The following is a 24489-nucleotide window of genomic DNA, read 5'->3' as shown; positions in this document are numbered from 1 at the left end:
GTTGATGGTGTCGCCGATGGCCGTGTAGTCCAGCCTCATCTTGGTGCCCACCAGACCCACCACCGCCTCGCCGACGTTGATGGCGATGCCGACCGTGAGACGATATTGCGGCTCCATCACTTCGTGCAGAGCCAGAATGTCGTAACGCATGTTGAGCGCGGCCCGCACAGCGCGCATGGTGTGATCTTCCTGCTGTTCGGGCGCGTTGAAGATGGCCATGACGGCGTCGCCCAAAAACTTGTCGAGCGTGCCTTCGTGCAGAAGCACGGCGTCCGCCGCCGCGCCCAGGTAGCGGTTGAGGACGTCGAGCAGGACGACCGGGTCGAGCCGTTCGCTGAAGTTGGTGAAGCCGCGAATGTCGGCGAAGAGGCAGGTGACCAGTTGGCGGTCGCCGCCCAGCTTGAGGCGGTTAGGGTTCAACCGTTCGATCACCGCCGGGCTGACCATCCGTTGAAAAAGTTCAAATTTACTGCGCAGGCGTTTCTTTTCGGTCTGATCATCCAACACAATCGCCACGCCCTGGGTGACGCGGTTGGCATCTTTGAGCGGGGCCAGACTCAGGCTCAAGTCCACCTGGCCGCGACCGGGCAGGGTGGGGCTGACTTCATAGGACTCAACCCGGTCGGACGTTTTGACGTCGCTCAGTGTCCGGCCTAGCTTGCCGTCGAACGGCGGCAGGACGATATCATACTGCCCGCCCAGGGCATTTTTGGCGTTGATGTTCAAAATGGACTCGGCGGCCCGGTTGAGCAGGGTGACATTGTCGGTCACGTCAGTGGTAATGACGCCGCTGTTGATGGAATCAAAAGCGATGTTGAGCAGGTTCTTGAGGCGGGTCACTTCGTCGAGCGAGCGTTTGACGCTCTCGAAGAGCCGGGCGTTTTCGATGGCGACGGCGGCCTGGTTGGAAAAGGCGGCCAGAATGTCGCGGTCGCGCTCGTTGAAGAGGCCGGTGCGCACGCGGTTGTCGGCGTAGATCACGCCGGTTAGCTCGCCTTTCATCTTGAGCGGCACGCACAGGATCGAGCGCAGGTTGAAGGCGACGACGCTTTCCTGCTTGCCGAAGCGCGGGTCTTCCTGAGCGTTGGTCGTCACCACCGGCTCGCCGCTCTGGGCCACGCGGTTGACGATGGAACGGCTGATCTCAAATGAGGAGGCTTGCAGGGTTTCGCGGTCAACGTTGCGGGCGATGCGGAAATCAAGCTCGTGGGTCTCGTCGTTCTTGAGCATGAGGAAGCCGCGCTCGGCCCCGGTGAGCTTGATGATGGTGTCCATCACCTCGTTGAGCACGGTGGTCAGGTCGAGCGAGGAATTGACGACGCTGGAGATTTCGACCAGGGCCTGCAGTTGCCCCCGCTCCTGCTCCTGCTCGCTCACCGTCCGGCCAATGCGGTCGAGGGCCGTAGCCAACTGCGTCAGGCCGTCGGAGACGCCCGGCGGCATGGACAGTTTGGCTTTGCTCAAAGCCTCCTTCTGACTGCTCAGAAGGGCCTTGATGTCCAGCGCTAATTTACGCAGATCGGCAAGCTCTTTGCTTGCACTGCTGTCAGTTGTTCCAGCCACCCGGCCACTCCTTTGGATTAGAAACTAACCGTAACTCGCTGATTATAATACCACAGGCAAAAGCGCGCAAAAACCTTTCACACTGTAACACCTCTCATCGAATTGACACCCCCTTACTCATCTGCTATTATCCGGCGCATGTTGCCCCAGGCGCGCCAGCGGGGCCGGCAACCTGCCAATTTCAAACCTATATGTCATCCTCTGACCTCGACCGCCGCCGCCGGCGCCTGTACAGCATCATCACTGGAATTATTGTTCTAACCGTTCCCTGCTATTTGGCCGGCTTTCTGGCCCTGGCGTTTGCTCCGCAAACCCCCATTCCGAGCGCAACTTCCCTACCGCCCACGCCGACTCAAGTCATGTCGGCTACTCCAATAACACCCACCTTGACTCCGACTGCCGCTCTGGCTATTACCAATACGCCCGGCGGCCCAACCTCCACCCTGCCAAACACCCCGACCCAATTTATCCCGGCCACCAAGACCTTTACCCCGTCGCCCACTTTCACGGCCAGTTCCACCTTCACCAACACGCCTACGGTCACGCCCACGCCCAGCGGCACGGCCTCACCGTCCGGAACGCCTAATTTGACGGCGACGGCCAATGCTATTGCCACCAACAATGCCAACGCCGTCTCGACCAGTGTGGCCGCCACTTTGAACGCCGCCGCCAGCGCCACAGCCAATGCCGGGGTGGTTGGCACCGGGGTGGCCGCCACCCAGACCACTGTGGCCTCCACCGCCGCGGCGGCGGCTACTGGAACGGCGGCAGTGCTGGCTACGACAGCGGCGGCCCCCACATCCACTTCTACCTCCACGCCCGACGCGACTCAAACGCTGGTCGCCTGCCAAACCGCCACCGCCTCTGGCACGCCCGTAGGAACGCCGACATGCCCGTAGACATTCTTGCTCATCTCAAGACGCTCGTGGCCGCGCCCGGCCTTTCCGGTTACGAGTCGCCCGTCCGCGACCTCATTCGCGAGGCCTGGATGCCACTGACGAACGAACTGGGCGGCGACAACCTGGGCAGTTTGTGGGCCACCAAGCACGGCTCGGGCAAGAAGCCGCGCAAGACCCTTATGCTCTCGGCTCACATGGACGCGATTGGCCTGATGGTCAAGCGTGTGCATGAAGGCTTCTTATGGGTCACTGAAATCGGGGGCGTGGATGCGCGGGTGATGCCCGGCCAGCCGGTGCTGGTGCATGGCAAAGAAATTCTGCCCGGCCTGGTCACCTCGACTCCGCCGCATTTGCTTTCGCCTGCCGACCGTGACAGAGCCGTGAAGCTCGACGACCTGATGATTGACGTCGGCTTACCCGCCGAGCGAGTGGGCGAGTTGGTGCGCGTGGGCGACCTGATCTCTTTCGGCCAAACTGCCTTTGAGATGAACGATTGGCTGGTCGCCAAATCGCTCGACAACCGAGCCTCAGTCGCCGCCGTCACCGCCTGCCTCGACGTTCTGCAAACCCGCCAGCACAGTTGGGATGTGGTCGCCGTCGCCACCGCCCAGGAAGAAGAGACGCTGGGCGGCGCGTTCACCTCGGCCTTTGGACTCAACCCCGATCTGGCGATTGCGATTGATGTGACCTTTGCCTCCGGCCCCGGCCTGCCAGATCACAAAACCTTTTCACTTGGCGACGGGCCGACTCTGGGGTGGGGGCCGAACCTGCATCCCAAACTGCACAAAGCCATTCTCGACATAGCGGCCAAATCTGAGATTCCCTGCCGTGTCGAAATCATGCCCATGCACTCCGGCACCGACGCTTACGCTATTCAAGTCAGCCGCGACGGAATCCCCACCGCCGTCATCGGCCTGCCGCTCAAGCACATGCACACCCCGGTCGAAGTCGTGTCGCTCAAAGACATTATCCGCGCCGGGCGGCTCATGGCCGAATTCATTGCCCGCCTCAACGACGACTTTCTCATGTCGTTGTCGCTCGACTAAACTATGGCTCGAAAACCTGTTAAGCCTGCAAAATCAACAAAGCCGACCAAGCCGAAAAAGCCTGCGAAGGGGACGGTGAAGTTTCGCAAAACCGCGCCATCCGCCCCCGCGCCGCTGACGCCTCAGACCGAGGCCTCGCTCGACCTTCTGCGCCGCCTCACCGAGACGGTGGCCGTGTCGGGCGACGAAGGCCTCGTTCGCAAAATCATCCTCGAAACGATCAAAGACCTGGCCGACGAAGTGAAAGTGGACACCATCGGCAACGTGCTCGCCTTCAAACACGGTCCGGCTCGCGCGCCGCGAGTTTTGATAGCGGCTCATATGGATGAGATCGGCTTCATGATTGTGGGCATTGACGGCGACGGCTTGCTCAAGTTTGAAGCGGTGGGCGGCGTGGACGATCGGATTCTGCTGGGCAAGCCGGTGTGGGTGGGCGAGAACAAAGCGCCGGGCGTGATCGGCATGAAGCCCATTCATCTTGTCAGAGGCGCAGAACGCGAGAGCGTGGTGAAGATCGACTCTCTGCGGATTGACATCGGCGCAACCAGCCGCGAGGCGGCGGGGCGGCTGGTGAGGCCGGGTGACCGGGCGTCGTTCGCTACTTCGTTCACATCGCTCGGCCCAACCGTGCGCGGCAAGGCGCTCGACAACCGCGCCGGGTGCGCCACGCTGGTTGAAGTTCTGCGCGGGAAATCTTATCCGGTTGAATTGATCTGCGCTTTCACCGTGCAGGAAGAAGTGGGCTTGCGCGGGGCGCGGGTGGCCGGGTTCGCCGCCGACGCCGACGCGGCCATTGTGCTCGACACCACCCCGGCCAACGATCTGCCGCCCAGCGATGACGAAGACGAAAACGTCAAGTACAACACCCGCCTGGGGCACGGCCCGGCCATTTACACACAAGACGGCTCCACCTTGCACGACCGGCGATTGATCAAACATTTGTCGGCGGTGGCCGAGTCCCGGAACATCCCCTATCAATTCCGCCAGCCCGGCGGCGGCGGCACCGATGCCGGCGCTATTCAACGCAGTCGGGCCGGCGTTCCCACCGTGTCGGTGTCGGCCCCGGCGCGCTATATTCATTCACCCGCCGCCCTCATGAGTATCGAAGACTTCCGCGACACAGCCCGCCTGGTGCGCGCCGCGCTGGAGAGCTGGGATGGGAAGGTGTTGAGAAGATGAAGTGACCAGTTGTCAGTGAGCAGTGATCAGTAATCACTGTTCACTGTTCACTGCTCACCGTATCACTCGTATGAAACCTCTGATCAAAAAGCTTGTTGAAAGTTACGGCCCCTCCGGCCACGAAGATCAAATCCGCGATCTCATCCGGGGCGAGATCAAAGGGCTGGCCGACTACGTGACGGTTGACCCGTTGGGCAACCTGATTGCCGTGATCAAGAAGAAGTCCAAGTCGGGCCGCAAGGTGATGCTGGCCGCGCACATGGATGAGATCGGCGTGATTGTCACCCACGTGGACTCCAAAGGTTTCCTGCGCTTCATCGGCGTCGGCGGCGTGTCGGCCCTCACCTGCCTGGGCGGGCGCGTCCGGTTTGGCAACGGCGTGGTGGGCGTGATCGGCATCGAGGATCGCAGGGCCAATTCGCCCTCGCTCGACCAGATGTTTATTGACGTGGGCGCGACGAGCGCCGACGGTTGCCCGGTGAAGGTGGGAGACGTTGCCGGTTTCTACAGGCCGTTTGAAGAAGTGGGCAATCGCCTCGTCGCCAAGAGCATGGATGATCGAATCGGTTGCGCGGTATTAATCGAAGTGATGCGCGGCCTGAAGCGCACCCCTCACGAAGTGCAGTTTGCCTTCACCGTGCAGGAAGAAGTGGGCACACGCGGCGCAGGGCCGTCGGCGTTTGGGCTGGAGCCGGATTTGGCGCTGGCAGTGGATGTGACTCTGACGGGCGACACGCCGAAGGCCAACAAGATGGCCGTCTCGCTCGGCGCGGGCGCGGCCATCAAAGTGCGCGACAGCGGCATGTTGTCTGACCCGCGCCTGGTGGCTCTCCTCGAACAGCGCGCAGCCGAAGCCAGGTTACCCGTCCAGCGCGAAGTATTGGAGGGCGGCTCCACCGATGCCCGTTCGATCCAACTGGCGCGGGCGGGTGTGCCGTCGGGTTGTGTGTCTATCCCCTGCCGCCACATCCACACCCCGTCCGAAATGGTGGACTTGCGCGACGTGGAAGGGGCCGTGTCGCTCATCCTGCAAACGCTGGAAAAGCCGATAGAGTTGTGAAAGAAAGAGGCCCGCCGAAAGGCGGGCTTCTTTTTTTGTTTACCGGCTATTTGCATCCATCACTGCCACCGCCGCAATACTCACAATCTCATCCACATCGTCGCCGGCTTGCAGGACGTGAACCGGCGCGCCCATGCCAAGCAGAATGGGGCCAATGAGTTGGGCGTTGCCCAGATGCCTGAGCAGTTTGTAGGCAATGTTGGCCGACTGCAAATCGGGAAAGACCAGCACGTTGGCGTCTTTGACGGCGCTGAACGGGAAACGCTCCTCAATCAGTGAGGCCGACACGGCCACGTCGGCCTGCATCTCACCGTCCACCGTCAAGTCGGGCCGTTTGGCCTTGATCAGCTTCGTTGCCTTTTGTACTTTGGCCGAGAGCAGGTGCGGAACAGAACCAAAGTTGGAGAAACTGAGCAGGGCCACCCGAGGGGTGATGTCGAGTTGTTTGGCAAAGTCGGCGGCCAGCGAGGCGATCTCGGCCAGGTCTTCTGCCGACGGCTCAATGTTCACCGTCGCGTCGGTGAAAAGATAGACGCGGTTGCGGACGATCATCAAATACACCCCGGCCACGTGGCTGAAGCCGGGCCGGGTGTGGAAGATTTGCAGGGCGGGGCGGATCACTTCGGGGTATTCGTAGGTCAGGCCGGAGATGAAGGTTTCGGCCTCGCCCATCTTCACCATCATCATCCCGAAGCGATTTGAGTCTTCCAGGTGCTGGCGGGCCAGCTTGGGTGTGACTCCTTTGCGTTGCCGCAGGTCGAAATAAGCCTGGGCATATTTCTCAAGCCGCTCAGCGTCCGCGTTCGGGTTGACGATGACGGGTGTGAAGTGCAGGCCCAGGTCAGCCACCTTTTGCCGGATGACCTCGGCGCGGCCCAACAACACCGCCCGGCCAATTCCTTCTTCCTCCACCAGCGCCGCGGCGCGAATAATTTTGGACTCTTCACCTTCGCCGAATACAATGCGTTTGGGCGCAACTTTGGCCTTGTTGATGATGAAGCGGCGCACGCGCTGGCCCTGCCCCTGGCGGGCCGCCAACTGCTCGCGGTACTCCTTCACATCAATCATGGTTCGGGCCATGCCGGTTTGCATCGCGGCTTCGGCTACAGCGGGCGCTTCCCACAACAACACCCTCGGGTCGAGCGGTTTGGGAATCAGATATTCTTCGCCGAACTTGATCGACTCAACGCCGTAAGCGTGAAGCACGCTGTCAGGCACGTCTTCGTGAGCCAGAGCCGCCAGCGCTTTTGCCGCCGCCACTTTCATCTCGTCGTTGATGGACTTGGCCCGAACATCGAGCGCGCCCCGGAAGATGAAGGGGAAGCCGAGGACGTTGTTAATTTGGTTCGGGTAATCACTGCGGCCTGTGCCCACGATGGCGTCGGGCCGGGCTTCTTTGGCAAGCTCGTATTTGATCTCCGGGTCGGGATTCGCCAGCGCAAAAATCAGCGGGCGCTCGGCCATCGTTTTCACCATTTCGGGCGCGAGGATGTTGGCGACGGACAGGCCGAGGAAGACATCGGCGCCCCGCATCGCGTCGGCCAAACTTCGTTCGTCGGTCTGGACGGCAAAGCGGGCCTTGTAAGGATTCATGCCTTCTTTTCGTCCAGCGTAGACCACGCCTTTGGTGTCCACCAGGCGGATGTTGTCGCGAGTCGCGCCGAGCCGCACGTAAAACTCGGCGCTGGCAATGGCGCTCGCGCCCGCGCCGGAGACGACGATTTTGAGATCGCCAATTTTCTTGCCGGTGATCTCAAGCGCGTTCAACAGGGCCGCGCCGGAGATGATGGCTGTGCCGTGCTGGTCGTCGTGAAAGACAGGAATGTCGAGCAGGCCCTTGAGCGTTTCTTCGATGTAGAAACATTCCGGGGCCTTGATGTCTTCCAGGTTGATGCCGCCGAACGTGGGGGCGATGGCCTTGACCACCTGAATGATTTCGTCGGCGTTGTGGGTGTTCACTTCGATGTCGAACACGTCCACATCGGCGAATTTTTTGAAGAGCACGCCTTTGCCTTCCATGACCGGCTTGGAGGCCAGCGCGCCCCGGTCGCCCAGGCCGAGGATGGCGGTGCCGTTGGAGACGACGGCGACGAGATTGGCTTTAGCGGTGTATTCGTAAGCGGTTTCAGGGTTGCGCTCGACTTCGAGCACGGCCTCGGCCACGCCGGGCGAGTAGGCCAGCGAGAGATCGCGTTGGGTGTCGAGCGACTTGGTGGGGGTGACTTCGATTTTGCCGGGGCGGCCCCGGCGATGATAGTTGAAAACTTCCTGAGGGGTGATGGTTGCCATGTTGCTAACTTTGCTCCTTGAAAAAAAGAATCAGACGGAGTGAAGGCTATCATTTCCCTCTGGCTTGTCACAGTTCTGCTTGTCATGCTGAATGGGTGACGAGACTCCCGAAATAAAAACTTCCGAAGTCTCAAAGACCTCAGAAGTTTGGTCAGGCTTTCTGCTCTTTCCTCGCCATCACAAAATACCGCCGGTGCGACCACTTGATGCGAAGCAGGTCCTTGAACATGTGGTAGATGCCTTCCCAGAAGCGCACTTTGCTCCCCGGCGCGTCGGCCCAGTGCACCGGCATTTCGCGCACCTTCAGCCCGGCCCGCTCGGCCAGGTAGAGAATCTCCACGTCGAACATGAAGCGGTCAATGATCGAGCGCTCGTAAAGAGGCCGCGCGGCGCCGGCCCGATAAGCCTTGAAGCCGCATTGGGTGTCGGCGTATCGCCACAGGCCGACGATCAAATGCTTCACTGTGTCGAAGACAAAGCTGGCGAAACGACGGAAGAGCGGCGGTCTGCGCCCGATCTGTGACTCGTGCAAACCACGCGAGCCGATCACCATGTCGTCGCCGGCTTTCAAGTAGCGCAAAGCGTTGGCGATCTCGTCGGGCGGGGTGGAGAGGTCGGCGTCGAGGAAGACGACCCACTGGCCTTTCGAGGCCAGCACGCCGGTGCGGACGGCGAACCCTTTGCCTTTGTTCGGCTGATAACCGATCAACCTGGCTTCGGAGAGACCGTCAATTTGTTTCATCACCAATTCGGCAGTGTTGTCACGACTGCCGTCGTCCACGATCAGCAATTCCCAGGTGAGCGGTTGGGCGCGCAGATAGGCCACGACGGCCTCGAGGCTGGGGCCGATGCGGCTGGCTTCGTTGTAGGCGGGGATGATGATGGATAGTTCAGTCATCAGTAGACAGTAAACAGTGGGCAGTGGGCAGTAGGCAGTAAACAGTAGGCAGTGAGACTGATCACTGTTTACTGTTTACTGTTCACTGCCTTCACTCGTTCTTTCAATTCGCCGGCAATGATGTGATTCATGATCACGTGCCCGTCCTCCTGGCGGCCCTGGTGCGCGTCGGGGAAGCGGACGACGAGGTCGGCTATGTCCTTCAGCTTGCCGCCGACATTGCCGAGCAGGGCGATGACGGTGCCGCCGATTTCGTGGGCGGCCTCCACTGCTTTGAGCAGGTTGGGCGAGTTGCCGGAAGTGGAGACGGCGATGACGTAATCGCCGGGGCGCATCAGGTTGCGGAGCGGCTCGGAGAAGCAGACGTCGAACGACGTGTCGTTGCCCCAGGCCGTCACCAGCGGCATGTTGTCCGTCAGCGCCAGGGCGCGGAAGCGCTTCTTGCCGGGCGTGATCGTCAGCTTGTTGATGTCGTTCATCATGTGCGAAGCGGTGGCCGCGCTCCCGCCGTTGCCGAGGATGAAGATCGTGCGCTCCTCGCGCCAGGCCAGCATCAAGGCGTCGCACACTTTACGCATGTCGTCGCGCGACAACTCGCGGACGGATTTTTCGAGTTCGGAGAGGTAAGAGTCAATAAAATCCATTTCTGAAATTATAAATTATGAATTATGAAGGATGAATCCGCGCATCGTTCATCCTTTATCCTTCATAATTCATCCTTTTCCTTTTCCTTCATCCTTCGCTTCCTCGCACCGCGCCCACTTTTTGCATGTAGGCCCGCGCTTCGTCGGCGTAGTTGCGGAAGTCGGGTTGGGCTTTGGCCCAGGCCAGGTATTCGCGGCAGTTGTTCTCGATGTTCCCCTGCGCCTCCCAGCCCAGCGCCTGAATCCTGCTCACGTCGGAGAAGATGTGGCGGGTGTCGCCGAAACGGTATTCGCCAGAGATGTTTGGTTCCAGGTCGGGCCGCCCGGCGGCGGCGGCCATCACCTTAGCAAACTGGGTCACGGTCACGCCCCGGCCTCCGCCGACGTTGAAGGCCTGATAGTTGGCGCGGTCGTCTTCCAGCACGAGCAGGTTGGCGCGGGCCACGTCGCCCACGTAAACAAAATCGCGAATTTGCTGGCCGTCTTCGTAGACAGACGGGCGCTGACCGGCAAGCACCTGCATGGCAAAGATTCTCAGCGCGCCCGAGTAAGCGTTGCGAAATGACTGCCTCGCGCCCTGCACAATCGAGTAGCGCATGCCAACCGTCGGGATGCCATAACGCTGGCCGAGATTGATCGCCAGCATCTCTTCGGTGTACTTGCTCATGCCGTAAGCGTTGGCCGGGTTGACTCGCGCCTCTTCGCCGGTCAGTTCCATGTGGATTGGGCCGCCACACCTGGGACACTTGACTTCCCAATCGCGGGCGCGTAGTTGGGACTCAGAACGCGGGCCGGGGAAAACGACTCCATCTTTGGAGCAGGTGTACTGGCCTTCACCGTATGAGGCCTGGGACGAGGCCACGACGACTTTCTGGATGGGGAGGTTCTTCTCGACGATCAACTCAAACAACAGGGCCGTGCCGACGCAGTTGACGTGGAAGAATTTGGAGAAGTCGGGCAGGTAGTCCTGGTAAGCGGCCAAATGAACAACGGCGGCCACCCCGTCGAGCGCGGCTTCCCAGGCGGCCCGGTCGCGCACATCGCCCGACACACACTCTACCTCATCCGGTAAATAATCCGGCCACTGCCCGGCCAGGTGAACGGGCGGCGTGAGGTTGTCCAGCACGCGAACCGTGTAGCCTTTGGCGAGCAATAAATCCACAGTGTGCGAGCCGATGAAGCCTGCGCCACCTGTCACTAAAACTTTCATTATGATCTGTTTACACCTTTCATCACAATCCGGCAGGCCCGATTCTACCATGCGGAAAAGAAAGCGGTTTTCCCAGGAAGAACACTCGTTTCGTGACAGTGTCACGTACCCCCTGATAGTACCCAAGTACCTTGCTTTTGCCTGGTGGCAATCTCTAAAATACCCGCAATTCTACTGACTGGAGGGTTTCGGGGTGTACGCTAAAAATGAAATCATGTTTCCGCCGTACGTGATTCCAGCCCTGCGCGAGTATCGCGGCGCAGAATGGCAGAGGCTGATAGACCGGGTGTTGAGCCTGGAGGAGGATCATCCCGAAGTGCTGGCTTTTTGTTTGATGATGATCCGGTTGGACGGGTGCATGGAATGTGAAACTGACTCTTACCGGGCAATGCGTGGTTGTTGCATGTGCGCCACCCAGACTCTGCGCCGCTACAAAGGCAATGACCGTGAACTGCTCAAGCTTTACAAAGAGGCGCTGAAAGATGTGGAAGGATTTGTGATGGCGAGCCGGAACGGCAACGGCAACGGCAATGGGAATGGGAAGAAGAAGCGAGCCGAAGTGATGATTGAACGTTGAAGATTTATGGGCCGCGAGTTGCCGGCTCGCGCTACTTCTCCTAACCCAACTTTTCTTGTCTTGAATCACTGAAAGACGGATGCCTTCGCCGGGCATTCCGTCTTTTTTTTCACTGCCAACTATGTTAGACTTTGCTAAACCTCACCGGAGACTGCCCCATGCTTACCCTTGTTGAAAAAATCATATTCGTGTTGTTGGCCCTGGGTTCGGCTTATTTTGCTTATCGCACTACGGATCGCATCATCCGCACCATCCGGCGCGGCGCGGGCGCCATCGGGCTGGATGAGCTTGTCAACCGCGTTATCAACGCTACCCTGATTTTTGTGACGCAGAAGACGGTGCTCAAGCGGCGGCTCCTGCCCAGCCTGGCCCACGCCTTTGTAGCCTGGGGCTTCACCTACTACCTGCTGGTGAACATCGGTGACGGCCTGCAGGGCTTCTTTCCCGGCTTTGTGTTTCTGGGCGAGGGCCTCATCGGCGACTTGTACCGGCTGGGCGCGGACTTGTTGAGCGTGGGCGTGCTGATTGGAATGGCGGCCTTGATGATCCGCCGGGTCGCCGTCGGCCCTAAAGTGTTTGGCTTCCGTGAAGGCGTGACACTTCATCCCAAAGCCCTGGCCGGCATCAAGCGCGATTCGCTCATCGTCGGCTCCTTCATCCTGCTTCATGTCGGCTCGCGGTTTTTGGGCGAAAGCTTCCAGCTGGCCGAAACTGGCCCGGATGTGTGGCAACCATTTGCCAGCGTCGTCGCCGCTTTTTGGGCCGACCTGCCAGCCACAGTCATCAATGTGATGCAACACGTTTTTTTCTGGGGTGCGTTAGGAGCAATTCTCGCCTTCGTGCCGTACTTCCTCTACTCCAAGCACATCCACATTTTCTTTGCCCCGCTCAATTTTTTGCTCAAGCCCAAACGGGCTTCTATTGGCGAGCTTGAGAAGATCAACTTTGAAGACGAGTCACTCAGCCAGTTCGGGGCAACCAGGCTGGAGCATCTTTCACGGGCGCAGATCATTGACGCCTACTCATGCATCATGTGCAACCGGTGCCAGGACGCTTGCCCGGCCTACAACACCGGCAAGGTGCTCTCGCCCTCGGCGCTGGAGATCAACAAACGCTACTGGCTCAACGAACACGGGGCGGAATTCGCCGCTGGAAAAGAGTCGGCCAATTTGCTGGAGTTCGCCATCAGCGCCGAGTCGGTCTGGGCCTGCACTTCCTGCGGCGCTTGCGTCGAAGTCTGCCCGGTCGGCAACGAGCCGATGCGCGACATTCTCGACATCCGCCGAAGCCTGGTGTTGATGGACAGCGACTTCCCGCAACAACTGCAACAGGCTTTCAAAGGCATGGAGCGCGCCGGCAACCCGTGGAACGTGCCAGCCGACTCGCGGCTGGATTGGGCCAAAGGCCTCAACGTGCCGACCATCGAGCAAAACCCGGAGCCAGAAATTTTGTGGTGGGTGGGGTGCGCCCCGGCCACCGACGCCTGCGCCCAGAAGACGGCCCAGGCCTTTGCCAAAGTTCTCAACGCCGCCGGCGTCAACTTTGCCGTGCTAGGCAAAATGGAGCGTTGCACCGGCGACTCGGCCCGGCGGAGCGGCAACGAGGCGGTGTTCTTCGAGCTGGCGACCGGCAACGTGGAGATGTTGAATGAAGTGAAGCCGAAACGGATTGTGGCGACCTGCCCGCACTGCCTGCACACCTTGAAGAATGAATACCCGGCATTTGGCGGCAACTACGAAGTGGTTCATCACACCCAGTTGATTGACGAATTGTTCGCCGCCGGCAAGTTGAAGACAAAGCCGGAGAAGCCATCCAACGTTGTCTTCCACGACCCCTGTTATCTTGGGCGGCACAACAACGTCTACGACGCCCCGCGTAGCGCCCTGGCCCGGGCCGGCGCCAACCTGTCGGAACTGCCGCGCAACCGGACGGCGTCTTTCTGTTGCGGGGCGGGCGGGGCGCAGATGTGGAAGGAAGAGGAACACGGACGAGAAGGCGTCAACGAGAATCGGTTCCGGGAGGCGGCGGCCACCGGCAAAGACACGCTGGCCGTCGGTTGCCCGTTCTGCATGGTCATGATGACGGACGCGGGCCGGGCGGCCAAGAGCGAGATGCAAGTGAAGGACGTGGCCGAGATCGTCGCCGAAGGCCTGGAATAAAACCTGTAACCTAACTGAAATGCACTCTGTACGGCTTAGTGTTTGCAGTTGCCGACGACAATGGTAGAGTAATGAAAACGAATCGCCCGGCCCAATTGACGGTGATGGCAATGGTGTTTACACTGTCGCTGGCGATGGTCGTGTGCGGCGCGGTGGTTTGGCTGGAAGCCGGTTGGGTTGATTTGTTCCACCTGGTTTATTTTGATAGTTGCGCCATGCGCGCCCACCAGTGGCAGTGGCAAAATGCCAGCCGCCACCCTCAGGTGCTTCGGTATGACTTTAGTCTCAGCCCAATATCATTTGTGCTGGTGGAAATCTGGGTCAGGGACGGGCAGACGCTGATGTTTAGTCAGCGGTTGCCGTTCACCTGTGGAAATGCAACTACTTCGCAAGAACTGCGCTGGCCGCGAAGATGTTGATCCACGAAGTCACACGAACGCTTCGCGACACTAAGAATCCTTCGTGAAACTTCGTGCGCTCCGCGTCGTGGATTGTTTTTGGTTGCGGTTGGAAACCGAGCTATGGTAAGGGATTTTCCTCCCGGTCGAGATAGTTTGCCAGGCTGGAACGACGAGTCATCTCTCAAGTTAGAGGCCTTGTGGCGGGAGATCGATTCTCTGCAAGGGTGGGTGCCCCCGGAGAAGCTGGAGGTCTTGCGCCTCAGCTTGTCTGAATTACTGAAAGCCGTAGACAAAGGAATCTCAGCCACAGCCCCACAGCCACAAATTGATAAAGCTTATCAAACCCTCGTAGAGGACGAGCTACGCCAGCAGAACGAAGAGCTGACTCTGGCCCGGCAGATGGTGGACGCCGAGCGCCAACGCTACCGTGAGTTGTTTGATTTTGCCCCAGACGGCTATCTGGTCACCAGTTCGGTGGGGACAATTTTGGACGCCAACCACGCGGCGGCGGCCCTGTTGGGGGCGCGCAAAGAATTCCTGATCGGCAAGCCGTTGATAGAGTTTGTCGTTCACAAGGATCGGGCCGTGTTTTCGGCCAGGCTGGCTGATTTGCAGAGCGGCGCGCTCGAAAAAGCCTTTGACTGGGAAATTGAATTACAGGCCAAAGAAGCGTTGCCGGTTCCGGCTTCGCTCACGGTGGGCGGGGTGCGAAATTCGGATGGGCAGTTGGTGGGCCTGCGCTGGTCGCTGCGCGACGTTGCCGAACGCAAACGGCTTGAGGTCGAACGGAGCCGGAGCGAGGAGCAATTCCGACTGGTGTTTGAGTGGGGGCCGGTCGGTATGGCAATCGTCGAACTGAATGGGCGCTATGCGCGTGTCAATCAGGCGTTTTGCAACATCACCGGCTATACCACCCCCGAGTTGTTGAGCCGCACCTACAAAGACATCACTCACCCCGACGACCTGGCCACAAACCTGATGCTGGATGAGAGACTCTTGCGCGGCGACATCCCCGACTTCCAGGTGGAGAAACGGTATTTGAGAAAAGGCGGGCAGGTGGTGAATGTTCTGCTTCACGCGACTCTGATGCGCGACTCGCTGGGCCAACCCTCCAGCTACATTGCCCAGGTGATTGACATCACTGAACGCAAACAGGCGGAAGAGGCATTAAAGGATAGCCAGCGTTTTATCCAGCATGTTGCCAACACCATGCCCGACATTCTTTACGTATATGATCTGGCTGAAAGCCGGAACATTTATGCCAACCATCAAGTCGCGGAAGTGCTGGGTTACCTGCCGGAGCAGATTCAGGCTATGGGTTCCGGGCTTTTGTCTCAACTGACGCACGCCGATGATCTGGAGAGACTCGAGGAACACCTCAGGCGGTTTTCGGGCATGAAGGATGACGAGGTGACCGAAATCGAATACAGAATGAAGGCGGCAGATGGCCGGTGGCATTGGCTGAGCAGCCGGGAAATGGTGTTTGCCCGCGCCGGTACTGGAAACCCGACTCAGGTGCTGGGCCTGGCGCGCGACATCACCGAACGCAAACGCGCCGAGGAGTTGTTGCACGACGCTGAGGCCCGCTATCGCGTTCTGGCTGAAAGCGCCCAGGCGCTGATCACCCGATCAACACCAGAGGGTGTTTACCTTTACGTTTCACCAGCCTGCCGGACGTTGCTGGGCTTTGAGCCGGAAGACATGGTGGGCCACTCCGGTTACGAGTTTTTGCACCCCGACGATTTGCCAGCCACTCAGGCCTCAAATAAAACGCTGGATCAACTGCCGGATACCTTCACGCTCACGCATCGCCTTCGTCATAAAGATGGCAGTTACCGCTGGTTGCTCACCACCCTTCGCGTCGCGCGCGATCCTCAAACCAACAAGGTAGTGGAACTTCTTGCCATTTCACGCAACGTTGCTCAGGACTGATTCCGGGCAACCTGAGCAGAGATGGTAAAATACCTACAAGCGCAAGCGCCTGTTTTATAGGCAGATTGACGAAGGCAACCCCGACAACCCAAAACACCCCACGCGCTCCCGGCATCCCCGATGATGACCGTTCGCCCTTTCCCGCCATTTTCCTATCCCGTTCTGCTTCGATTGAATAGCCAATTCAACATATTCCCAACAAGGAGGAACAGTTCATGGAGTTGAGCAAGGAAACTCTGCTCGAAATGTATTACGCCATGCTCCGGTCGCGCCGCCTCGACGAGCGCTCGTGGGTTCTGCACCGGCAAGGCAAAATTGTGTTTCACATTTCCGGCATGGGCCACGAGGCCAGCCACATCGGCGCGGCCTTTGCCCTCAAGCCCGGCAAGGACTGGTTCGTGCCTTATTACCGCGACCTGGGGTTGATGCTGTGCTTTGGCCTGACGCCGCGCGAGTTCATGCTCTCGCTCTATGGCAAGAAAGGCGAGGCTTCGTCCGGGGCGCGGCAAATGCCGTCGCACTTCGGTTTGCGGCGGTGCAACGTGGTTTCGACTTCGGCCCCGGTTGCCACCCAAATTCCGCACGCCGCCGGAATCGGCCTGGGGATGAAGATGCGCGGCGACGATGCGGTGGTGCTGACTTGCATCGGCGAAGGCTCGACCTCGCAGGGCGAGTGGTACGAGGGCCTGAACTGGGCCGCCGTCCACAAACTGCCCGTCATTTGCCTGGTGCAGAATAATCAGTACGCGATCTCGGTGCCGAGTCATTTGCAGATGGCCGTGCCCAACGTGGCCGACCGGGCCGCCGCCTTTGGCATGCCCGGCCTGGTGGTGGATGGCAACGATGTGCTGGCCGTGCACCGGGTGATGAAAGAAGCCGTTGACCGCGCCCGGCGCGGCGGCGGCCCAACCCTGATCGAGTCCAAGACTTACCGCCCCGTGCCCCACTCCTCTGATGACGATGATCGCTCGTATCGCTCGCGTGAAGAAGTGAATGAATGGAAGAAGCGTGATCCCCTGTTGTTGTTCAAAGCGCATCTTGAATCGCAAGGCTACCTGCCGGCGGCGGTGAACGACGACTACGAGCGCAAGGCCGTAGCCGAAGTGGACGACGCCCAGAAATTTGCCGAGAGCGCGCCGTATCCTGAGATCGAGTGGGCGCTTGGCCCAGTGTACGCCGAGGAGGCCCATCATGCCTGAAATGACACTCATCGAAGCCATCCGCCAGGCGATGGACGAAGAGCTGGCCCGCGACGATTGCGTCTTCGTCACCGGCGAAGACGTGGGGCCGCGCGGCGGCGTCTTCCGGGCCACGCAGGGCCTCTACGAAAAATACGGTCCGCGGCGCGTCATCGACTCGCCACTGGCCGAGTTGTCCATCGTCGGCATCGGCATCGGGGCGGCGGTGTACGGCATGAGGCCCATTTGCGAAGTTCAGTTCGCCGACTTCATCTTCCCGGCCTTCAACCAGATTCTCAACGAAGCGGCGCGCATGTTTTATCGTTCCGGCGGCGAGTGGCAGGCGCCGATGGTGATTCGCTCGCCTTACGGCGGCGGCGTGGGCGGCGGCCTCTATCACTCGCAAAGCGTGGAAGCCTTTTTCGCCCACATCCCCGGCCTCAAAGTCGTTATCCCGTCCAACCCAAAGGACGCCAAAGGCCTGCTCAAGTCGGCGGTGCGCGACCCGAACCCGGTGATGTTCTTCGAGCCGAAGAAAGGGTATCGGTTGATCAAGGGTGAGGTGCCGGAAGGCGAGTACACCGTTCCAATCGGCCCGGCCAACGTCAGCCGCGAAGGAACCGATCTCACCGTGTTCGCTTACGGCATCATGCACTACTATTGTTTGCAGGCGGCGGAGATCGTGGCGCGAGAGGGCATCAGCGTTGAAGTGGTGGACTTGCGGACGTTGTTGCCGGTGGACAAAAAGACGATCCTGTCGTCGGTGAAGAAGACGGGCAAGGCGCTTGTCGTTCACGAAGACAACCTCACCGGCGGCTACGGCGGCGAAGTGGCCGCCATCATCGCCGACGAAGCCTTCACCGATCTCGATGCCCCCGTCAAGCGCCTCGGCGGCCCGGACGTGCCGGCTGTGCCGTTCAGCCATCCGTTGCAAGACTGGTTCATGCCGAACCCGGAGAAGATTGCGAAGGCGGTGCGGGAACTGGCGGCCTACTAATCTCCAATTCTCTAATTCTCTAATCAACGAGGATTAGAGGATTAGAGAATTGGCGACCCGGAGAGAGTTTCATGCCCACAAAAATCATCATGCCCCAACTTGGCGAGTCGGTTGTTGAAGGCACAGTTGGCAAGTGGTTGAAGAACGAAGGCGAGGCGGTGAAGGAGTTTGAGCCGATCATGGAAGTGACCACCGACAAGGTGGACACCGAAGTGACGGCCATCGCTAACGGTGTCCTGCTCAAGATTCTGATTCCAAACGGGACAACCGTCACTGCCGGGACATTGCTCGGCTGGATCGGCCAGCCCGGCGAAGTGGTAGCCGCCGACGTGGGTGGGCCGCCGACTCACGCCCAACCTCAAACCACCCAACCACCTAACCACCTGACCGCCCAACAGCCGTCGCGAGACCTGGGTTTTATTTCCCCCGTCGTCGCCAAGCTTGCCGCCGAGCACAAGGTTGACCTGCAACAGGTAAAAGGCACAGGCGCGAGTGGGCGCATCACCAAGAAAGATGTGCTGGCCTTTGTTGAGGCGCAACAGACCAAGACTTCCGAAGTTTTAGAAACTTCGGAAGTCTCAGAAGAACTTGCGCCCTGGGAGAAGCCGGGCGACGGCGACCTCTTCCGTCCGCCGGAGTTGCAGATGGCGGCCCCCCCTGTCATCCCCCCTGTTGTAAACGGGGGGGACAGAGGGGGGGCTGTTGGCGACACCTTCCTCCCTCTCTCCAACATCCGCAAATCCATCGCTGACCACATGGTGCGAAGCAAGCATACCTCGCCGCACGTGACGACGGTGTTCGAAGTGGACATGGGCAAAGTGGCGGCGCACCGCGAGGCCAACAAAACCCAGTTCGCCCGTGACGGCGTCAACCTGACCTTCACCGCCTATTTTGTGGCGGCCTCGGCCTCGGCGCTCAAAGCCTTCCCGATGGTGAACAGTTCCTTTGCCGACGACAAGATTGTGCTCAAGCGCGATGTCAATATCGGTGTAGCCGTCTCGCTTGGCGAAGAAGGGCTGATCGTGCCGGTCGTCAAGCAGGCCGACGAGAAATCTCTGCTCGGCCTGGCTCGCGCCGTGAACGACCTCGCTAACCGCGCCCGGGCCAAGCAGTTGAAGCCTGACGAAGTGCAGGGCGGCACGTTCACTATCACCAATCATGGCGTGTCCGGCTCGCTCTTCGCCACGCCCATCATCAACCAGCCGCAGTGCGCCATCCTCGGCGTTGGCATGATTCAAAAGCGTGTGGTCGTCACCACCGGCGACGCCATCGCCATCCGGCCCATGTGCTACATCTCGCTGACGTTCGACCATCGCATTCTGGACGGCGCGTTGGCGGATTATTTTGTGGCGAAGGTGAAAGAGGTGCTGGAGGGGTGGGGCGGAGAATAAATCCTTCCGATCGCTCCCGTCGGCAAAAGAAACACCGAGTGTTCGGTGAAGCAAACACTCGGTGTCATAATCACAACCTGGCGGCCTTCGGGTTCTATGGCGCGCGCCTCGTCACCCCGCCACTGGTGGCAAACCAGGCCGTGCCCGAGTCATCCACGTAAATATCGTTGACGTTAGGATGGATCAGGCCATCTTTCACTTCGTATGACTCTACATCGTTGCCGTTGAAATACCATGCGCCGCTGTAGTACGAGCCGAACCACACGCCGCCGCCGAAGTCGGGGGCCGCGCCGCTCAACAGATTCGGGCCGTCGAACTGCTCCCACTTACCATCAAACAACCGCCACGCGCCGTTGTTGCCCGTGCCCGCCCACAACGCGCCGTCGGCGCTGGCGACAATGGATTGAACCCAGTCCAGGCCGTCGCCAAACGGATTGCCGGGCGTGAAATGTTCCCAACTGCCATCGGGCAGGAGGCGGCTCAAACCGCCGTCCGTGCCTACCCACACCGTCCCATCGAGCGCAGAGTAGAGGGCACGAATATAGTCGCTGGCAAGACCGGAGTTTTCGGCGTTGAACACCGCCGTTACCTCAAGTCCTTCCAAATGGGCCAGACCGGCATAAGTTCCGGCCAGCACATGCCCGTCGGGCGTAAAGGCAAGGGAATAGACGTGATTGTCGGGCAGGCCCTGTTCGGTCGTAATCTGAGACAGGTCGGAGCCGTCGGCGGGCCAGAACCAGAGACCTTCTTCCCCGCCCAGCCACAAACTGCCGTCAGCCTGGAAAGCCAGAGGCACGCAATAACTACATGGCAATTCCACGGCGCTCCATGTGTCCGTATTCAGGTCATAACGATCTGTCTGATCGCCGTATTCTTCGGCGAACCAGAGTGAGCCATCGGGCGCGCGAACAATGGCGCTGTAAGCGTTGAAGCGCGGCTGGTTAGGAATGGCCCAGGGAGTGAAAGTCCCGTCCAAGTCGGTGCGCACCAGTCCCGTCCCATCGCTCCCAAAATAGAGCGAGCCGGTATCAGGATCGCGCAGGGCACGGAAGTAGGTGTAAACCTCAAGATCGCCGCTATCTGTGCTGAAGAATTCCCAATCGCTATTGGCCGGGCTGTAACGCGCCAGACCGCCACTGCCGGAAAACCAGTAGTCACTGTTGGCATCCTGCACGATTCCGTTAATGGGTCGTTCCAGAGTCTGCTCAAAGGCCTCAAACGATTCGCCGTTGAAGCGCGCCGCGCCGCCTTCCGTCCCGGCCAGAAGATCGCCGTTGTCGTCCACAATCAACACCCACACGTTGTTGCTCGGCAGACCCTCTTCGGTCGAGTAGCGCCTCCAGGTTTGCCCGTCGTAGTAACCCAGGCCGTTGGCCGTGCCCACCCAGAGCACTGTCGTCGAGTCGGGCATGACCACTGGCAGGATAATCTGTACGTTGTAGCTCAACAAATCGGGCCGCTCGTCAGTTTGAGCCGAGGGGAAGCCTGGCACAGGCTCCCAGGTCTGGCCGTTAAATTGCAACAAGCCGCCACCCTCCACGCCAGAGTAGGATGTGCCCACCAGCAAATACTGGCTGGTCAATGCCAGAGCTGTGACGCTGTCACTGTCCAGCCCGTCGTCTGTGTTATAGCGCGTCCACCGCTCGCCGTCAAAAAATCCCAGGCCGCCGCCCTCGGTGGCGGCCCACAACCCGCCCCGGTCCTCGTCGGCCAACAGATAGTTGACTTGCACTGCCGGCAAGCCATCCGTCGAAAGGATTCTCTGGCGTAACGTCCCATCAAAACGATCCCAAAGGCTAATGCCGCCCGGCCCCCAGGCGGCGATCTGATCGTTGTAAATCGTCGCGCCCCACACAATGTTCCCTGCCGTCCACGAAGTCCAATTAGAATCGCCCGGCACAACGGTCGGGATCGAGACGGTTGGGCCGCCGACAACAGAGGGGGCGGTTGCTTGGGCAACCGACGTTGCCGTGTTGGCCGCCGCCGTGCCGCCCAACTGATTCCGGTTTCTGGCAACAGCCCCCAGAGCCAGAACGCAGCAACAAAAAATGGTGATGGCGGCGCCGCCGCCGATGACCAGCCGGTTGGGGCGTTTCTTTTCAGGTTGAGCCGCCTCTTTTTTAGAGCCGGGTTTGGCTTTGGCAACGGTGAACGCGGGTGGCGGGGCCGCCATCGTCGCCTCCGGCGAAATGGCTGGCCGGGCGGCGTGCACCGTGTCGCTGGCCGAGACCGCCATCCTCCAGGCCTCCAGAAACTCGCCGCAGGTTGGGTAGCGATCGTTTCGATCTTTAGCCAGCGCCTTGAGCAGAACGCGCTCGATCTCCGGCGAAATATCCGGTATCACCGACGACGGCGGCGGCAGGGGCGCTTGCAGTTGTTTGAGGATGACAGCCAGCGGCGTCTCGGCTTCAAACGGCACGCGGCCAGTGATCATTTCATATAAGACGATGCCGAGCGAATAGATGTCGGAGCGCAGATCGATCTTGTCGCCCTGAGCCTGTTCCGGACTCATGTAGGCCGGCGTGCCGGTGATCGCCCCGGTGGCCGTAAACTGGGCCGCGCCCTCCATGAGTTTGGCGATGCCGAAGTCGGTGAGGAAGACGCCGCCGCGAGCGTCCACCAGCACGTTTGAGGGCTTGATGTCGCGATGGATCACGCCGCGCTCGTGGGCGTAGCCCAGGGCTTCGGCCAACTGGGTGAAAGTTCGGTCGGTCTCGGAGAGCGGCATGGCTCCGATTTTGATGCGGTCTTTGAGCGTGCCGGTGTCGAGGAAGCGCATCACAAAATAGGTGATGCCCTCGTTCTCGCCGTAGTCGTACACCGGCAAAATGTGCGGGTGTTCGAGGTTGGCAATAGTGCGCGCTTCCTGTTGAAAGCGCCCGATGAACTCCTGGCTCTCGGCGAACTGCCTGGGCAGGACTTTAACCGCTACGTAGCGATCCATCGCCGCATGGTAGGCTTTATAGACGGTGGCCATGCCGCCCTGCCCGATCTGGCTGACGATGCGGTAAGCGCCGATCATTTGTCCGGGTTGAATGTTGTCCATTTGGGTTGCCTCGCCTGCTCAGGATGATAGCATGGTCTCAGGTGGCAGGCAATTGGCGAAAAGGGGTTAAAAAGTCAGGGCGCTGAGAGTCATTCTCAACGCCCTGATTGTTTTGTCAGGCAAGTTGCCACTTGCCTTGCGAGGTTACGGGCACACGCCGTTGTTCCACTTGTTGAGGGTGTTCGCCAGCGACATCATGGTGTTGGCATTGCGCGTCGCCAGGGCCGAGTTTACTGCCGTGATCAACGCCTGCTTGGTGGCGTAGGTCGGGTACAGATTGCCATACTTGACCTCGTTGAACAGGGCGGCCACCGCCGCGCGGAGCAGGTTGCGAGCCGCGCCGTTGACGGTGTTGGTGGTGCTGGTGTTGTAGTTCAACGCTCTGGGCAGGTTGTCGGCGATGCCGTCAACATTCAAGTCCAGCTTGCCACTCGTGAGGTAAGAACCGGGCACGGTGAACACGCCGGTTACTAATGTTGTGGTGGTGTAGGGCGACGGCCACTGGCTGGTGTTGACCTTCCAGTAGTCGGCGGTGCAACCCTTCCATTGCACCCGGAACGTCCAGACATCGGTGTTGTTAGCCAGGGCGCGGTCGCCGCCGATGTACCAGCCGGGGGCGGGCACAAACACATCGTCTACGGTGGCGGTGTTGCTCACGTACGTGCCCGGTTCCTGAGTGACGGTGTAGAGGCACTTGTACGTCCAGGATTCGCCCACGTCCACCAGGCCGTCGTTGTCGGTGTCGCCGCCGGTGTAGACGAGGGGCGAACACTTGTTGTCGCTCACCACCGGGGCCACGCTGGCCGGGCCGGCGTTGGTGACGGTGTAATTGTAAGTGACGGTGTTACCTTTGTACGCGCCCGTCGGGCCGGTCTTGTCAATCGCCAGATCAAAGGTGATGACGTTCGGGAACGTCCAGTCGGGATAGCCCTGGCCGGTGGTGTAGACGATTTCGTAGTCGCCGACGATGTAACCGGCTGGCAGGTTCACTTCGCGGAATGTGTAAGTTCCGGCGCTCAACCAGAGCAGGGCCGGCGAGCTTTGGCTGATGGTGAAGGTGGCGACCAGGGTGTTGCCATTGTACATGTTGACTGTGAACGGCGTGTTGTCCGGCTGGCTGTAGAGCACGGTATTCACCGGGCTGTCCCAGTACAGGAAGATGCGCTTGCGAAGGGTGAACGGCTGGAGAGTGAAGCTGTCCTGCGCTGAGGTGGATGTGCCCTGGTACTCGCCGGTTGCCGTGCCAACGTTGGTCAACGTAGTGAGCGGGGTGAAGGCGGGCGTGTAGGCGCAGGTAAACGTCCACACTTCAGTCAGGTCCAGCTTGCCGTCGTTGTTCGCGTCGCCGGAGCCGTAAGTTGCATTGCCGCACTTGTCGTCGGTGACGATCACGTTGCTGAGCGGCACGTTGCCCACATTCGACGCCTGGTAGTTGAAGGTGAGGGCGCTGCCGCCGAAGCCGTAGGTCGGGCCGATCTTGTCGAGGGCGATGACCGGGTTGGTGACCATGACCGATTCGTCGTCGCTGTCGCCGGCCGGATTCTGTTCATTGTCCATCACCGTGACCGAGGCTGTGTTGTTGTGCGCGCCGGCGGCAGTATGAGTGACCGTGTACTGGCAACTGGCCCACGCGCCGGGAGCCAACGTCGTGCCGATGAGAGCCAGACATTGCGCGCTGAGGGCGTTGGTGTCGGTCAGGGCGGTGATGGTTACATCTTCGACCGAGTTATTGGTGATGGTCAGGGTGAAGGTGAAGTCGCCGCCGGGCATCGGGAGTTCGCCGGGCGTGACCGACTTGTCTAGCGCCACACTCGGCAGAACGTCGGTGACGGTGACGGTTTCGTCGTCAGTGTCGCCGGCCGGATTCTGCTCATTGTCCTGAACAGTCACGCTGGCTGTGTTGTCGTATTGACCGGCATCCGTGTGGTTGGCCGTGTATTCGCAACTGGCCCACGCGCCGGGAGCCAACGTCGTGCCGATGAGAGCCAGACATTGCGCGCTGAGGGTGTTGGTGTCGGCT

General features: G+C 60.1%; 18 protein-coding genes. 11 read left to right on the top strand and 7 right to left on the bottom strand.

What is annotated here, in order from left to right; all coding sequences use genetic code 11:
• A partial coding sequence (locus HYZ49_01910) for a GAF domain-containing protein (GenBank protein ID MBI3241034.1) occupies nt 1–1563 on the bottom strand: 1563 nt, incomplete at its 3' end.
• Between the two features lie 191 nt (nt 1564–1754).
• Between HYZ49_01910 and HYZ49_01905 the strand changes: the two genes are divergently transcribed.
• The 4 genes from HYZ49_01905 to HYZ49_01890 all read left to right on the top strand — a co-directional run bounded on the left by HYZ49_01905 (nt 1755) and on the right by HYZ49_01890 (nt 5747).
• Nucleotides 1755–2462, top strand: a complete 708-nt coding sequence (locus HYZ49_01905; GenBank protein MBI3241033.1) for a hypothetical protein — start codon at nt 1755–1757, stop codon at nt 2460–2462.
• Nucleotides 2453–3508: a M20/M25/M40 family metallo-hydrolase gene (locus HYZ49_01900; GenBank protein MBI3241032.1), complete on the top strand. Its 1056-nt coding sequence runs from the start codon at nt 2453–2455 to the stop codon at nt 3506–3508. The genes HYZ49_01905 and HYZ49_01900 overlap by 10 nt, the downstream gene beginning before the upstream one ends.
• A gap of 3 nt (nt 3509–3511) precedes the next feature.
• Nucleotides 3512–4687: a M42 family metallopeptidase gene (locus tag HYZ49_01895; protein ID MBI3241031.1), complete on the top strand. Its 1176-nt coding sequence runs from the start codon at nt 3512–3514 to the stop codon at nt 4685–4687.
• A 70-nt stretch (nt 4688–4757) separates the two neighbouring features.
• Nucleotides 4758–5747, top strand: coding sequence for a M42 family metallopeptidase (locus HYZ49_01890; protein MBI3241030.1), 990 nt, complete (start codon nt 4758–4760; stop codon nt 5745–5747).
• Nucleotides 5748–5786: 39 nt separating this feature from the next.
• Here HYZ49_01890 and HYZ49_01885 read toward each other — a convergent pair whose 3' ends face one another.
• The 4 genes from HYZ49_01885 to HYZ49_01870 form a co-directional block, all read right to left on the bottom strand.
• Nucleotides 5787–8036, bottom strand: a complete 2250-nt coding sequence (locus HYZ49_01885; protein ID MBI3241029.1) for an NADP-dependent malic enzyme — start codon at nt 8034–8036, stop codon at nt 5787–5789.
• A gap of 151 nt (nt 8037–8187) precedes the next feature.
• On the bottom strand, nt 8188–8934 hold the full coding sequence (locus tag HYZ49_01880; protein ID MBI3241028.1) for a glycosyltransferase family 2 protein: 747 nt from the start codon (nt 8932–8934) through the stop codon (nt 8188–8190).
• 68 nt (nt 8935–9002) lie between these two features.
• Complete coding sequence (locus HYZ49_01875; protein ID MBI3241027.1) at nt 9003–9578, bottom strand: SIS domain-containing protein; 576 nt, start codon at nt 9576–9578, stop codon at nt 9003–9005.
• Nucleotides 9579–9666: 88 nt separating this feature from the next.
• Complete coding sequence (locus HYZ49_01870; protein MBI3241026.1) at nt 9667–10788, bottom strand: SDR family NAD(P)-dependent oxidoreductase; 1122 nt, start codon at nt 10786–10788, stop codon at nt 9667–9669.
• Between the two features lie 193 nt (nt 10789–10981).
• Here HYZ49_01870 and HYZ49_01865 point away from each other — a divergent pair, with 193 nt between their 5' ends.
• The 7 genes from HYZ49_01865 to HYZ49_01835 all read left to right on the top strand — a co-directional run bounded on the left by HYZ49_01865 (nt 10982) and on the right by HYZ49_01835 (nt 19423).
• The gene (locus tag HYZ49_01865) at nt 10982–11365 is read left to right on the top strand and encodes a hypothetical protein (protein MBI3241025.1); all 384 of its coding nucleotides are present in this window, start codon (nt 10982–10984) and stop codon (nt 11363–11365) included.
• Nucleotides 11366–11523: 158 nt separating this feature from the next.
• Entirely contained in the window at nt 11524–13524 is a 2001-nt protein-coding gene (locus HYZ49_01860) for a (Fe-S)-binding protein (protein ID MBI3241024.1), read from the top strand.
• 71 nt (nt 13525–13595) lie between these two features.
• Nucleotides 13596–13943, top strand: a complete 348-nt coding sequence (locus HYZ49_01855; GenBank protein MBI3241023.1) for a hypothetical protein — start codon at nt 13596–13598, stop codon at nt 13941–13943.
• A gap of 102 nt (nt 13944–14045) precedes the next feature.
• Nucleotides 14046–15857, top strand: a complete 1812-nt coding sequence (locus tag HYZ49_01850; protein MBI3241022.1) for a PAS domain S-box protein — start codon at nt 14046–14048, stop codon at nt 15855–15857.
• A gap of 215 nt (nt 15858–16072) precedes the next feature.
• Entirely contained in the window at nt 16073–17056 is a 984-nt protein-coding gene (locus HYZ49_01845; GenBank protein MBI3241021.1) for a thiamine pyrophosphate-dependent dehydrogenase E1 component subunit alpha, read from the top strand.
• Nucleotides 17049–18032, top strand: a complete 984-nt coding sequence (locus HYZ49_01840) for an alpha-ketoacid dehydrogenase subunit beta (GenBank protein ID MBI3241020.1) — start codon at nt 17049–17051, stop codon at nt 18030–18032. Before HYZ49_01845 ends, HYZ49_01840 begins: the two co-directional genes overlap by 8 nt.
• Before the next feature lie 71 nt (nt 18033–18103).
• Entirely contained in the window at nt 18104–19423 is a 1320-nt protein-coding gene (locus HYZ49_01835; GenBank protein MBI3241019.1) for a 2-oxo acid dehydrogenase subunit E2, read from the top strand.
• Between the two features lie 94 nt (nt 19424–19517).
• Here HYZ49_01835 and HYZ49_01830 read toward each other — a convergent pair whose 3' ends face one another.
• Together HYZ49_01830 and HYZ49_01825 are read right to left on the bottom strand one after the other, a co-directional pair.
• On the bottom strand, nt 19518–22469 hold the full coding sequence (locus tag HYZ49_01830) for a protein kinase (protein ID MBI3241018.1): 2952 nt from the start codon (nt 22467–22469) through the stop codon (nt 19518–19520).
• Between the two features lie 144 nt (nt 22470–22613).
• Nucleotides 22614–24489 (bottom strand): hypothetical protein (locus HYZ49_01825; protein MBI3241017.1); only part of this gene is annotated, 1876 nt, incomplete at its 5' end.

Source organism: Chloroflexota bacterium, assembly GCA_016197225.1.
In the GTDB taxonomy this organism is placed as follows: Bacteria; Chloroflexota; Anaerolineae; order Anaerolineales; family VGOW01; genus VGOW01.
Note: the sequence above shows the minus strand (reverse complement) of the source record. Positions and strands in the feature narration are given on the sequence as shown.

Bases quoted from the DNA above. Each gene is read 5' to 3' on its own strand.
- HYZ49_01900 (MBI3241032.1), top strand. From the start codon at position 2,453: ATGCCCGTAGACATTCTTGCTCATCTCAAGACGCTCGTGGCCGCGCCC.
- HYZ49_01880 (MBI3241028.1), bottom strand. From the start codon at position 8,934: ATGACTGAACTATCCATCATCATCCCCGCCTACAACGAAGCCAGCCGC.
- HYZ49_01840 (MBI3241020.1), top strand. From the start codon at position 17,049: ATGCCTGAAATGACACTCATCGAAGCCATCCGCCAGGCGATGGACGAA.
- HYZ49_01850 (MBI3241022.1), top strand. From the start codon at position 14,046: ATGGTAAGGGATTTTCCTCCCGGTCGAGATAGTTTGCCAGGCTGGAAC.
- HYZ49_01905 (MBI3241033.1), top strand. From the start codon at position 1,755: ATGTCATCCTCTGACCTCGACCGCCGCCGCCGGCGCCTGTACAGCATC.
- HYZ49_01875 (MBI3241027.1), bottom strand. From the start codon at position 9,578: ATGGATTTTATTGACTCTTACCTCTCCGAACTCGAAAAATCCGTCCGC.
- HYZ49_01895 (MBI3241031.1), top strand. From the start codon at position 3,512: ATGGCTCGAAAACCTGTTAAGCCTGCAAAATCAACAAAGCCGACCAAG.
- HYZ49_01845 (MBI3241021.1), top strand. From the start codon at position 16,073: ATGGAGTTGAGCAAGGAAACTCTGCTCGAAATGTATTACGCCATGCTC.
- HYZ49_01830 (MBI3241018.1), bottom strand. From the start codon at position 22,469: ATGGACAACATTCAACCCGGACAAATGATCGGCGCTTACCGCATCGTC.
- HYZ49_01835 (MBI3241019.1), top strand. From the start codon at position 18,104: ATGCCCACAAAAATCATCATGCCCCAACTTGGCGAGTCGGTTGTTGAA.
- HYZ49_01855 (MBI3241023.1), top strand. From the start codon at position 13,596: ATGAAAACGAATCGCCCGGCCCAATTGACGGTGATGGCAATGGTGTTT.
- HYZ49_01885 (MBI3241029.1), bottom strand. From the start codon at position 8,036: ATGGCAACCATCACCCCTCAGGAAGTTTTCAACTATCATCGCCGGGGC.
- HYZ49_01870 (MBI3241026.1), bottom strand. From the start codon at position 10,788: ATGAAAGTTTTAGTGACAGGTGGCGCAGGCTTCATCGGCTCGCACACT.
- HYZ49_01860 (MBI3241024.1), top strand. From the start codon at position 11,524: ATGCTTACCCTTGTTGAAAAAATCATATTCGTGTTGTTGGCCCTGGGT.
- HYZ49_01890 (MBI3241030.1), top strand. From the start codon at position 4,758: ATGAAACCTCTGATCAAAAAGCTTGTTGAAAGTTACGGCCCCTCCGGC.